This is a genomic window from Caballeronia sp. LZ028, from assembly GCF_031451415.1.
Taxonomy (GTDB): domain Bacteria; phylum Pseudomonadota; class Gammaproteobacteria; order Burkholderiales; family Burkholderiaceae; genus Caballeronia; species Caballeronia zhejiangensis.
Genome location: NZ_JARUXN010000001.1, coordinates 2,389,542 through 2,401,840, shown reverse-complemented (window position 1 = coordinate 2,401,840; position 12,299 = coordinate 2,389,542). Strand labels below are relative to the sequence as shown.

At 64.7% G+C, this 12,299-nt stretch carries 11 protein-coding genes; 5 read left to right on the top strand and 6 right to left on the bottom strand.

Annotated features, from left to right (window positions below; all coding sequences use genetic code 11):
* Positions 1 to 22 precede the first annotated feature (22 nt).
* Positions 23 to 1,393, top strand: coding sequence for a metalloprotease PmbA (pmbA, locus tag QCE58_RS11400; RefSeq protein ID WP_008342321.1), 1,371 nt, complete (start codon positions 23 to 25; stop codon positions 1,391 to 1,393).
* Between the two features lie 62 nt (positions 1,394 to 1,455).
* Here the strand turns inward: pmbA and QCE58_RS11395 are convergent, their stop codons facing one another.
* Positions 1,456 to 1,953: a dihydrofolate reductase gene (locus QCE58_RS11395; protein ID WP_008342320.1), complete on the bottom strand. Its 498-nt coding sequence runs from the start codon at positions 1,951 to 1,953 to the stop codon at positions 1,456 to 1,458.
* 101 nt (positions 1,954 to 2,054) lie between these two features.
* Positions 2,055 to 2,255 (bottom strand): hypothetical protein, encoded by a 201-nt coding sequence (locus QCE58_RS11390; RefSeq protein ID WP_008342315.1) that lies wholly within the window; start codon positions 2,253 to 2,255, stop codon positions 2,055 to 2,057.
* A 655-nt stretch (positions 2,256 to 2,910) separates the two neighbouring features.
* On the opposite strand from QCE58_RS11390, the gene QCE58_RS11385 reads away from it, so the two are divergent.
* Together QCE58_RS11385 and QCE58_RS11380 are read left to right on the top strand one after the other, a co-directional pair.
* Positions 2,911 to 4,290, top strand: coding sequence for a sigma-54 dependent transcriptional regulator (locus QCE58_RS11385; protein ID WP_008342313.1), 1,380 nt, complete (start codon positions 2,911 to 2,913; stop codon positions 4,288 to 4,290).
* A gap of 148 nt (positions 4,291 to 4,438) precedes the next feature.
* Entirely contained in the window at positions 4,439 to 5,410 is a 972-nt protein-coding gene (locus QCE58_RS11380) for a thymidylate synthase (protein ID WP_250440030.1), read from the top strand.
* Positions 5,411 to 5,475: 65 nt separating this feature from the next.
* On the opposite strand, the gene QCE58_RS11375 is transcribed toward QCE58_RS11380, so the two are convergent.
* Positions 5,476 to 7,476, bottom strand: coding sequence for a DUF6600 domain-containing protein (locus tag QCE58_RS11375; protein WP_250521246.1), 2,001 nt, complete (start codon positions 7,474 to 7,476; stop codon positions 5,476 to 5,478).
* Positions 7,477 to 7,610: 134 nt separating this feature from the next.
* Positions 7,611 to 8,360, bottom strand: a complete 750-nt coding sequence (locus QCE58_RS11370; RefSeq protein ID WP_008342310.1) for a helix-turn-helix transcriptional regulator — start codon at positions 8,358 to 8,360, stop codon at positions 7,611 to 7,613.
* Positions 8,361 to 8,506: 146 nt separating this feature from the next.
* Between QCE58_RS11370 and QCE58_RS11365 the strand changes: the two genes are divergently transcribed.
* The gene (locus QCE58_RS11365; RefSeq protein WP_250460486.1) at positions 8,507 to 8,650 is read left to right on the top strand and encodes a hypothetical protein; all 144 of its coding nucleotides are present in this window, start codon (positions 8,507 to 8,509) and stop codon (positions 8,648 to 8,650) included.
* A 51-nt stretch (positions 8,651 to 8,701) separates the two neighbouring features.
* Positions 8,702 to 9,223 carry an acyl-CoA thioesterase gene (locus QCE58_RS11360; protein ID WP_250521245.1) on the top strand — a complete coding sequence of 174 codons (522 nt, stop codon included), beginning with the start codon at positions 8,702 to 8,704 and terminating at the stop codon, positions 9,221 to 9,223.
* A 27-nt stretch (positions 9,224 to 9,250) separates the two neighbouring features.
* Here the strand turns inward: QCE58_RS11360 and fumC are convergent, their stop codons facing one another.
* Complete coding sequence (gene fumC, locus QCE58_RS11355) at positions 9,251 to 10,657, bottom strand: class II fumarate hydratase (protein WP_175980381.1); 1,407 nt, start codon at positions 10,655 to 10,657, stop codon at positions 9,251 to 9,253.
* A 26-nt stretch (positions 10,658 to 10,683) separates the two neighbouring features.
* Positions 10,684 to 12,258: a phospholipase D family protein gene (locus tag QCE58_RS11350; protein WP_250521253.1), complete on the bottom strand. Its 1,575-nt coding sequence runs from the start codon at positions 12,256 to 12,258 to the stop codon at positions 10,684 to 10,686.
* Positions 12,259 to 12,299: the final 41 nt, after the last annotated feature.

Below are 12,299 nucleotides of genomic sequence, written 5' to 3'. Positions count from 1 at the left end.
CGACTTCCAAAGGCAACCAAAAATGGCAGCAGACATGGACGTCAAGCAACGCTACTTCCCGCATACGCAGGATGAGCTGAAGGAGATCGCCTCCGACATCCTGCGCTACGCGAAGGAACTCGGCGCGAGCGATGCGGCCACCGAGATCTCCGAGGGCGACGGCCTGTCGGTGAGCGTGCGGCGCGGCGAAGTGGAGACCATCGAGCACAATCGCGACAAGATGGTCGGCGTGACCGTGTTCATCGGCAAGAAGCGCGGCAACGCGAGCACTGCGGACTTCACGCGCGACGCATTGCGCGACACGGTCGCGGCCGCGTACAACATCGCGCGCTTCACGGCTGAGGACAGCGCGGCCGGCCTCGCGGAAGCCGAGTTGCTGGAAAAGTCGCCGCAGGACCTCGATCTTTATCACCCGTGGGACATCGACGCCGAAGAGGCCGCCGAGATCGCGCGCCGCGCGGAGGCCGCAGCGTTCGCCGTCGACAAGCGCGTGACCAATTCGGAAGGCGCGAGCGTTTCCGCGCAGCATTCGCAGTTCGTGCTCGCGACGTCGCGCGGCTTCATGGCGGGCTATCCGTACTCGCGTCACTACATTGCGTGTGCGCCGATCGCCGCGGCCGGCCGCGACATGCAGCGCGACGACTGGTACACGTCCAAACGCGATGCATCCGCGCTTGCGGCGCCCGAAGCCGTCGGCCGCTACGCCGCCGAGCGGGCGCTCGCGCGGCTCAACGCCAAGAGCCTCGACACGCGCAAGTGCCGCGTGCTGTTCGAAGCGCCGCTCGCGGCGGGCATTCTCGGCGCGTTCGTGCAGTCGGTGAGCGGCGGCGCGTTGTATCGCAAGACTACGTTCCTCGTCGATAGCCTCGGCAAGCCGGTGTTCGCGCCGCATATCCAGATCGTCGAAGATCCGCATGTGAAGGGCGGCATGGGCAGCGCCCCGTTCGACGAAGAAGGCGTGCGTACGCAACGCCGTAACGTCGTCGAGGATGGCGTCGTGCAGGGCTATTTCCTGTCGACGTACTCCGCGCGCAAGCTCGGCATGCAGACGACCGGCAACGCGGGCGGCTCGCACAATCTGACGATGACGAGCGCGCACACGAAGCCCGAGGACGACTTCGAAGCGATGCTGAAGAAGCTCGATACCGGCCTCCTGCTTACCGAACTGATGGGGCAGGGCGTGAACTACGTGACGGGCGACTACTCGCGCGGCGCGTCGGGTTTCTGGGTCGAGAACGGCAAGATCGTGCATGCCGTCGAGGAAATCACCGTGGCGAGCACGCTGCAGGAGATGTTCCGCCATATCGAGGCAATCGGCGCGGATACCGTCGTGCGCGGCACGAAGGAAATCGGCTCGGTGCTGATCGAGCGGATGACGGTCGCGGGCCAGTAAGCCGCGCCGGTCGAGAACAGAAAGGCTCCGGAGCGCATCCGGAGCCTTTTTTCATTCCGGCTTCATTCCGACGAGGCGATGCGCTCGTAAGTCACGAAGGCGAACGCGAAATCGTTCGGCGCCGCTGCGCGATGCGGCTCGCGCGACACTTCGCGCCACAACTCGGGATCGGGCGCGGGAAAGCGCGTGTCGCCATCGAAATCGGCGTCGATCTCGGTGACGATCATCTTGTCCGCACGCGCAATGGCATCCTGATACAACTGCGCGCCGCCGATCAGAAACGCTTCCTTCGCCGGTTCGAGCGCGAGCGCCGCTTCGAGGCTCGTCACGACATCGCAGCCTTCGTAGCGCCGGGTGCCGTCGCGCGACACGACGATATTGCGCCGCCCCGGCAGCGCCCTGCCGATGGATTCATGCGTCTTGCGGCCCATGATGATGGGCGCGCCCATCGTCGTGCGCTTGAAGAAGGCGAGATCCTCGGGCAGGCGCCAGGGCAGTTGGTTTTCGCGTCCGATCACGCCATTGCGCGCGCGGGCGACGATCAGAGTCAGCGTCGTCATGGAATAGAAGTCCGGCAAGCTGGCGCGCGCGGGCAGCGCGGCCGGGTGACGATTCTAACCGACGCTTGCGGCGCGGCCAGCGCTCGGCGCGCCGCGCGGGCCTACGCCTCCGGCGCTTCGTCGCCGAGCGGCAGCGTCGTGTGCCATGGGGGCGGCGCGATCTCGTCCCATAGCGTCACGCTGACGCCCGAGCCAGTCGGACGATCGTCGGGCAGGCCCGACGCGGCGGATTCGTCCGCGTTCTCGCCATTTTGATGCGCGTCGGTTGTTTCTCCGCGCCTTAAAGAACTATCGCGTGCCATCGTGACGACATAACCAAGTAATAAATTCCCGCCACGGAAATATCCGGAAATAAAGTAATCGCTTTCTCGGTAAAACGATTAAGCGGGAGTCGAATGCAGGGATAAAGATGAACGCTCGTTCGGCAGCGAGTATTTCTTACCTTCGAGCGCGGTTCTATTGGAGCGAATTGCGTGCCATGTCCGGCAGAGCGTTGCTGCGCAATGAATCGCGAAAATCCGACGAAAGTCCGCAGCAAAAATTCGGCTGTAAACGTTTCACTGCTGAAACATGAAGGCAGAAAAACGTGAACTTCCGGCGAAATCGGTATAAGATTTTGTCTTATTAAATTGTGCGCAATCTCGTTGATAATCGTGTGAGAAATTCTTGCCAAGGCCGTCCTGTCAAGGTTTTGTGGCTAATCCGGCGACTCTCGCGATATTTGTTTCCGGGGTTTCTGGGTTATAGTAGTCTCTCAAAAACGGCGCAGAATCAGACATAAAGGGTTTCGTGGAAGGGTGCGTGGTGTTTCGCGCCGTGTCCCGGGGGCGACGGTTCGAATGGCAAATCCTCTCCAGACGTTTGCGAGCAACGTGCGAGGGCAACGAAGTTTGCGATGTAGCGCGAGCCTTGAACTACGTGACCTTTTCAACGAATGTTGAACAAAGGATCTGAATAATGGACGTCGCTCGGCGGCAACTCATCTATGTGACTCGCGATCCAAGCGAGACGCTGTGCGCGCGATTCGAGGAGCGCGGTTGGCATATCGAAATCGTCGCGAACGCGCGCGACACGCGCAAGGCTTTGCGCAGCGATCTGGCGACCGGCGGGCTGCTCGATCTGTCGAGTCATTTCGAATCTCATGAACTGGCGGCGTTCGAATCGTCGCTGACGATGACCAACGTGGGCTGGGTCGCGGCCACGGTTGCCGGGCAACTGGAAGACGCTGCCGTGCGGCGTCTCATTCGCGACTATTGCTTCGATTACGTGACGCTGCCGACGTCCAACGACCGCATCGTCGATTCCGTCGGTCATGCGTACGGCATGGTTTCGCTGCATGACGCCGCGTCGAACGATGCGCGCAGCGAGGGCCGCGCCGAGGGCGAAATGGTCGGTTCGTGCGACGCGATGCTCGCGCTCTTCCGCTCGATCCGCAAAGTCGCGATGACCGATGCGCCCGTGTTCATCTCCGGCGAATCCGGCACCGGCAAGGAACTCACGGCTGTTGCCATTCACGAGCGCTCGGCGCGCCGCGATCAGCCGTTCGTGGCGATCAACTGTGGCGCGATTCCCGCGCATCTGCTGCAATCGGAGCTCTTCGGTTACGAACGCGGCGCTTTCACGGGCGCGAATCAACGCAAGATCGGCCGTGTCGAAGCGGCCAATGGCGGCACGCTGTTCCTCGATGAAATCGGCGACCTGCCGCTCGAAAGCCAGGCGAGCCTGTTGCGCTTCCTGCAGGAGCGCAAGGTGGAGCGCCTCGGCGGACACGGCTCGACGCCCGTCGACGTGCGCATCATTTCCGCGACGCACGTCGACATGCAGACCGCGATGATCGAAGGGCGCTTTCGCGCGGACCTGTATCACCGGCTGTGCGTGCTGCAGATCGACGAGCCGCCGCTGCGCGCGCGCGGCAAGGATATCGAGCTGCTCGCGAAGCACATGCTCGACCGCTTCAAGAAGGACGCGAGCCGTCGGCTGCGCGGATTCTCGCCGGATGCGATCGCCGCGATCCACAACTACGGCTGGCCGGGCAACGTGCGCGAGCTCATCAACCGCGTGCGGCGCGCCATCGTGATGTCGGAAGGGCGTCAGATCACAGCGCGCGATCTCGAACTCGGCGAATACGTCGAAGTCGCGCCGGTCTCGCTCGCACAGGCGCGCGAGGCCGCCGAACGACAGGCGATCGAACTCGCGCTGCTGCGCCATCGCGGGCGTCTTGGCGACGCCGCGCACGAATTGGGCATCTCGCGCGTGACGCTGTATCGGCTGTTGAGCGCGCATGGCATGCGTCACATCGAGGTCGATGCGCCCTCGGAACACGCCACGCGCGGCTGACAGCCAGGTCGGACGAACACCGGACGGGCGCCACAAGGCGCCCGTTTTTTCGTGCCGCTGCACTAAGCGCCCGCATCCATCGCTTGGTAAAATCGATCATTTACGCCTTCCGCTCGCGAGGGCGCGCAGCGTACCCAGGGAACATCGAATGAAACAGTATCTCGAGCTCGTCCAGACGATTCTCGATACCGGCACTTGGCAGGAAAACCGCACGGGCATCCGCACGATCAGCATGCCCGGCGCGATGCTGCGTTTCGACCTGCAGCAAGGCTTCCCGGCCGTGACCACGAAAAAGCTCGCGTTCAAGTCGGCGATCGGCGAACTCGTGGGCTTTTTGCGCGCGTCGAAGAGCGCGGCGGACTTTCGCGCGCTCGGCTGCAAGGTGTGGGACGCCAACGCCAACGAGAATCCGGACTGGCTCGAGAATCCGTATCGCCAGGGTCCGGACGATCTCGGCGACGTCTACGGCGTGCAGTGGCGCAAGTGGCCCGCGTACAAGCTCGTCGACGCCTGCGCGGGCGACCAGATCGCCGACGCCACGAATCGCGGCTATCAGCTCGTGACGAGTTTCGTCGAAAACGGGCGCGAGCAGGTGCTGCTGTACAAGGCGATCGATCAGTTGCGTCAATGTCTCGACACGATCATCGAGCGCCCGACCGACCGGCGCATTCTGTTTCACGCGTGGAATCCGGCGAAGCTCGACGAGATCGCGCTGCCCGCGTGCCATCTGCTGTATCAGTTCATCCCGAACGCGGTGACGCGCGAGATTTCGCTGTGTCTGTACATCCGCAGCAACGACGTCGGCCTCGGCACGCCGTTCAATCTGACCGAAGGTGCGGCGCTGCTGCATCTCGTCGGACGGCTGACGGGCTACAAGCCGCGCTGGTTCACGTACTTCATCGGCGACGCGCACATCTACGAAAACCAGCTCGACATGCTGCACGAGCAACTGAAGCGCGAGCCGCTGCCTTCGCCGCAACTGATCATCTCCGATCGCGTGCCGGATTACGCGGTGACGAAGCGCTATGAACCGGAATGGCTGGAGAAGATCGAGCCGAAGGATTTCGCGCTCGAAGGCTACAAGCATCACGACGCGCTCACGGCGCCGATGGCCGTATAAGCCGGGTTTCGTCGGTTTGCACAAGAAAACGCGCGGTCGAGGCCGCGCGTTTTGTTTTTGAGGTCTTAACCGCGATGGTGCTCGTTGCCGCCGCCACGTTGCTGTTGCGGCTGTTGCGGTTGATGAGGCTCCCGATTCTGCATCTGCGGCGGCGGAGCCTGACGAACTTCCTGATGCATCGGCTGACGCGTTGGCTCCTGGTGAGGCTGCGGCCGCTGCGCTTCCGGCTGCGGATGAGGCGGCGGCATCTCATGGCGCGGCTGTTCGACCCGCGCCTGGCGATACGCCTCCGGCGACGCGTGATTGGGCTGCGGCTGCATCGAATGCATCGGCATGCGTTGATCGACGTGCGGCGCATCGTTTGCGCGTTGACGCTGCCACATCGGTTGATACGCCTGCTGCGGCGCGCGCGGCTCGCGCGAAACGGCATGTCCGCGCGATGAATCCCCATGCGCGAAGCGCGGATCGTTCGCGCCGAATTGCGCAGCCTGCGGCGGATGCGCAACGCCGTAGCCATGCGGCTGCGCAGGGTGAGCGGGAACCGGCGCCGGCAACGCGCCGCCCGCGATGACCGACCGCGCCGGTCCATGCGTCGCGACGAGATGCACCTGTTCGTTGCGCGCGCCGTACCCGCCGCGCGGATCGCGATTCTGCTGCACGTACCGGTCATGAAAAGCCGGCGGCGCGACGGGCGCGCGTGTCGCGACCACCGGTCGTCCGAATCCGGCCTGCGGCGGCTGATAACTCGCGCGTCGCCCACCGGGCGCGAAGCTGTCGCGCGTCGGCGCAATGCCCGGCGCGCCCGCGAAGAAGCGCGGATGGCGCCAGCGCGACGGATCGACCGCGTACGGCTGACGTCCGACCGGCTGGCCAAGCACGAACAGGTTCGTCGGCACGGCCGTCAGCCCGCGCGGCGCGTGATAGTTGACGTACGTATTGCGCACATAGACATTGCGGTTCACGCGTTCGAAATAACGCGGACTCCAGCCATCCCGATGCGGACGCCATGCTTCGCCCGGGCCGAGCGGAAACCACGCGACGCCCGCCGCCGCGATGCCGCCGACCGTCAGCGCGACGTTCCAGTCGGGGCCGCCATCGCCATCGCCATCGCCGACGAAACCGACGAGCGCAGGCGAGTACGCGGGCGGCGCGCTGACGTCCATCGGGCCGGGCACCCACGCCCATCGCGATCCGATATACGCCCAGCGGCCATAGTGATACGGCGCGAAGCCCCACGGCGCGTCGTCGATCCATGTCCATCCCCACGGATCCTGCCAGGCCCAATGTCCCTGACGATACGGCGCCCAGTCGGCGGACACGGCGGTCGGCGTCCAGACCGGCCCGTACGACGGATCGTTGCGCCACGTTCCGTTGGCGTCGAGATCCTGATAACCGGGCACGTCGCGCGATACATATCGCGCCGAAATCGAGCGATCTTCGGATGCGTCGCGCCCGGCGGCCCATTGATCGAACGCGTCGGGCGCGGGCGCCGCATTCGCCGATGCCTGCTGCAGATTCGTGCCCTCGAACGTCATCTGCTGCCCGCCCGCGAGTTGCACGGGGCCACCGTCGCCGTACGCGGTCACGCCGCCGCTTCGCACCGTCACGGTCGTCGCGCGGCCATCGGGCGCGACGTCGACGCGCGTCTCGCCGGGCGTCGTGATCGCGAGCGCGGTGTTCGGCGTGTCGATCTCGTAGGTCGTGCCCGGCGGGAGTTCGCGCACGCGCGTCGACAGCGTGCCCTGGGCGATCTTGAGTTGCGCGGTGTTGTCGTCGAGCGCGAGGACGGACAGCGCCGTCGATGACCCGAGCCGCACCGCCGTCGAACCGATATGCAGTTCGGAGCGCGCGTTCTCGTCGTTCCAGAGTTGATCGCCCGTCGTCAGCGGACGATTGATCTGCGCGTAGGACCAGTCGGATGCGCCCGCTGGCTCGGTCGTCACCGTGCCCGCCATGTAGTTGAGCCGCGCGATGCGTCCGGGCGGATCGCCTTGTCCGGTTTGCGCAAACGCGTTAAGCCCCGATGCCGACAAAAGCACGCACAAAGCGGCGATCTTGATCTTCATTACGTTCTCCGGCGGCCGCGCGTGCGTTCCGTTCGGCGCACTGAGTTCGCGAGACCTGTCGGATCAATGTATCGCCGGCGCCTGTATCCGTACGATGCCGTTTGTAACGGCTCGCAGGCGCGCGTAACAAAGCTTTATCGCGCGGACAGGAAGCCTTCGAAATGCCGATGCCCCGCGGGCGTCACGCGCAGAACGCGGCGTTTCGCCGTGCGCTCGATCCAGCCGTGCGACTCGCACGCGTCGAGAAACGCCGCGCCGAGCGCGCCGCCCAGATGCGGCCGGCGCTCGCTCCAGTCGATGCAGGTGCACGCGAACCGTCGCCGCCGCGCGCGCTGCGCCTTCAGATCGATGCCGAGTTCGGCGAACGCCTGCGCGCCTTCGGGCGTGGCGTCGAGCGCGGCGGGGCCGTGCGCGGCGTCGTGACGATCGGCGGCGGCGAGCCAGTTGCGCGCGATCATCCGCTCGAAGAGCTGCACGGCGAGTTCGCCCGCCAGATGGTCGTAGCAGGTGCGCGCGAAACGCATTTCGACAGGCACGGCGGAAGGCGGCCGTTCCGGCGCGCGCTGCGGCGCGCTCGCCCGCGCGAGATTGGCGAGCGCTTCGATGGCCGCGGCGATATCCGCCGTCGCGATCCGGTAGTACCGATGCCGTCCGCTCACTTCGAGCGCGAGCAGTCCGCCTTCGGTCAGCCGCGCGAGATGCCCGCTTGCCGCCGATGGCGACAGCCCCGCGATCATCGTCAGTTCGCCGGCGGGGCGCGCGGTGCCGTCCATCAGCGACCAGAGCATGGCGGCGCGGCCCGGATCCGCGATCAGCGCGCCGATGCGCGACAAGCCGGGAAAATGGCGCGCGCGGGAATCGGCGTCGTCGAAAGCGGGGTTCATGGCGATTTCCGTATCGGGCGAAGTAGTCGATGCGTCCACTCTAGCGCGATCGCGCAACCGACGTTTCACCGTGCGCCGAAATGTCGATGCGCGAGGCGCGGCGCTAGAATGACCGCTGGCATTTCGAGGCAGCAGGGGAGAGTTCCATGGCCAGATTCATTCTCGCGAGCGCTATAGGCGTTCTCGTGCTCTGCGCGGGCTGCGCGGGCGCGCCGTCGTCGTCGGCGGGCAGCGGCGGCAGCATCACGATGTACGGCACGATCGATCAGGGCATCACCGTCCACGATTGAATATTGCCGACCCTATAATCGGCATTCATTTCCGTATCAGACGGGCTTCCCATGAATACGCCGACCTCATCCCCCATTCCCGCCGTCCCGAAAAGCCGTGCGGAAACCACTTTCCGCTTTCTCGCCGAGCCGACTTCGGTGAATTTCGGCGGCAAGGTGCACGGCGGCGCGCTGATGAAATGGATCGACGAAACCGCCTACGCCTGCGCCGCGATGTGGTCCGGGCGCTATGCGGTCACGGTGAGCGTCGGCAACATCCGTTTTCGGCGGCCGATTCTCGTCAGCAATCTGGTCGAGTTGCGCGCGCGCGTCGTGACGACGGGGCGCACCAGCATGCACATCCACATTTCCGTGCATGCGGGCGATCCGAAAGTCGGCGAGCTTCAGCAGACGACCGATTGCCTGATGGTTTTCGTCGCCGTCGATGAAAAAGGCCAGCCGACGCCCGTGCCTGCGTTCGTGCCGGAAACGGAAGAGGAAAAGCGCCTCGCGAAATACGCGATGGACGTGAAGGACGCGCTCGATGCAATCGTCGAGCTGAAGCCGGAAGAGGTGGCAGCGGGGAAGGTGTAACCCGCCGCTCTTCGGGCAAGAACGCGCTTACCTTTTTCCCACCATTTCCTCCGGCTTGACCCATTCATCGAACTGCTGCTCGGTCACGTGACCGAGCGCGAGCGCGGCGGCCTTGAGCGTCGTGCCTTCCTTGTGCGCCTTTTTCGCGATCTGCGCGGCCTTGTCATAGCCGATATGCGGATTCAACGCCGTCACGAGCATCAGCGATTCGTTCAGCAGACTGTCGATGCGCTTCTCGTTCGGCTCGATGCCCACCGCGCAGTTATCGTTGAAGCTCTGCGCGCCGTCCGCGAGCAGGCGGACCGATTGCAGCACGTTGTGCGCGATCATCGGCCGGAACACGTTCAGCTCGAAGTTGCCGCTCGCGCCGCCGAAGTTCACCGCGACATCGTTGCCGAAGACCTGGCAGCAGAGCATCGTGACGGCTTCGGATTGCGTCGGGTTCACCTTGCCCGGCATGATCGAGCTGCCCGGCTCGTTCTCCGGGATCGACAGCTCGCCCAACCCGCAGCGCGGTCCGCTCGCCAGCCAGCGGATGTCGTTGGCGATCTTCATCAGGCTCGCCGCGACCGTCTTCAGCGCGCCGTGCGCGGCGACGAGCGCATCGGCGGCGGCCATCACCTCGAACTTGTTCGGCGCGGTCTCGAACGGCAGGCCGGTGAGCTTGCCGATCGCCTGCGCGACCTTCACCGCGAATTCCGGATGCGCGTTCAGCCCCGTGCCGACCGCCGTGCCGCCCTGCGCGAGCTGATACAGATGCGGCAAAGTCGCCTCGACGTGCTTCATGCTCTGATCGAGCTGCGCGACGTATCCCGAAAACTCCTGCCCGAGCGTGAGCGGCGTCGCGTCCTGCAAGTGCGTACGGCCGATCTTCACGATCTTGTCGAACGCCTTCGCCTTCTTGTCGAGCGTATCGCGCAACGTTTTCAGCGACGGCAGCAGATGCTTCTTGATCGCCACGGCCGCGGCGACGTGCATCGCGGTCGGAAACACGTCGTTCGACGACTGGCCGCGATTCACATCGTCGTTCGGATGCACGAGGCGCTCCTCGCCGCGCGGACCGCCCATGATTTCGCTGGCGCGATTGGCGATCACCTCGTTCAGATTCATGTTGGTCTGCGTGCCCGAGCCGGTTTGCCAGACGGCAAGCGGAAATTCGTCGGGATGCTTGCCGTCGATGATTTCCTCGGCCGCCTGAACGATCGCCTTCGCCTTCTTCGAGTCGAGCACCTTCAGGCCTTCGTTCACTTCCGCGGCGGCGTGCTTGATGATCGCGAGCGCGGTGATCAGCTCGGGCGACTGCTTTTCCGTCGAAATCTTGAAGTTTTGCAGCGAGCGCTGCGTCTGCGCGCCCCAGAGCTTGTCGTTCGGCACGGCGATCTCGCCGAACGTGTCCTTCTCCATCCGTACGTCGCCCTTCGCATCGTGTGACATGGCGTGAGTTTCCTTACGAAGTTGGATCAAAGCTGCTTGTCGACGGGCAGCATCATGAAGAGGCCCGTCATCGCATTGCGATAAAGACCTGCCTCGGGATCGAAATTGTAGGTGACGAGACTGCCGTTTTCCTCGGTGATCCAGACGAGGCCCGACTGCGGCGCGCCCGTGCGCCGAAGCTCCTCCGTCACCGCCGCGCTCGCCAGTTGCACCTGCCAGCTCACCTTCGGCGAAATGCCGTTCTCGAAGAGTTTCGCGGCTTCCTCGGCGATCGGCTTGCTGTGGATCACGAGCGCGAGCTCGGTATTGAGCTTCGCCGAACGCGGATCGAGATTCATCGAGCCGATCACGAGGATACTCCGATCGATCACATAGGCCTTCGCGTGCAGGCTCGCGCGCGACTGCGAGCCGAAGAGACCCGCGCGCGGACTGCTTTCGCCTTCGACCTGAATCGGCTTGAACTCGTACAGTTCGACGCCGCTTTGCAGCATCGGAATGCGATACGGCGCGTAGCCCGCCTGCACGGCGACGGCATCGGTCGCGGCGAGCGAATTCGTCAGCACCGCGACGCGCACGCGGCGCTTCGTCAGACCGGCGAGCGCCTTCACGCCCGCGTCGTGCGGCACGAAGTAGGGCGACAGGATCAGGAATTCGCTCTGCGCGTCCTTCAGCAGAGCGACAAGGCGCTCCATCGGCGGGCTTTTGTAGTCGTCGCTCGGATGCTCGATCTTCGATGGCGAATCGACCCGGAACTCCGTCGGCGCCCACACGAGGTCCATTTCCTCGCGCGCGATCTGCTGCGCGAGCGGCGTCGCATTGAGCGGCTTCGCGTTCAGCGGATCGGCCTGCTCGCGCCAGTGCTTGCGCAAGTCGTCGCGGGTCTTGTCGAGTTCGCGGGCGTCGAACTTCTGCTTGTTGAGCGCGCGCAGCGGGTACGCGAGCGAACTGTTCCAGTAATCGTCGAAGCTCGCGGATATTTCTTGCGTGACCGGACCGGCGGCGAAGACGTCGAGATCGCGAAACTGCAAGGTCGGGCTCGCGCTGAAGTACTCGTCGCCGAGATTGCGGCCGCCGACGATCGCGATCTGGTTGTCCGCGATCATCGCCTTGTTGTGCATGCGGCGCGTGAAGTGACTGAGATTCGTGAAGAAATTCTGCGTGCGCTCGGAGAAGCTGCGTTGCGCGCTGCCGTACGGGTTGAACACGCGAATCTCGATCTTGTCGTGCGAATTGAGCGCCGCCATGATCTGGTCGATGTCCTTGAAGTTCAGATCGTCGACGAGCATGCGCACGCGCACGCCGCGATCCGCCGCATACAGCGCCGCGCCGAGCAGCAGCTTGCCGGTGTTGTCCTCGTTGGCGATGTAGTACTGCATGTCGAGCGTCTTCGTCGCCGCGCGCGCGAGTGCGATGCGCGCCTGCAGCGCGTCGGTGCCGGTCGGCAGCAGGCGCACCGCCGACTCGTCCGGATGCCGTTTCTCGAGCGGCGCGAGGGCGGTCGCGAGGGGCGTCGTTTCCGTCGATGCCAGCGCGTGGCTCTCCGGCCGGTCGAACGCCGTCGCGGGCGGGCGCGTCTCGCAAGCGGCGACGAGCGTCGTCATCGTCACGATGACGGCGATGTTGCGCACGGCGGCGCCGAATG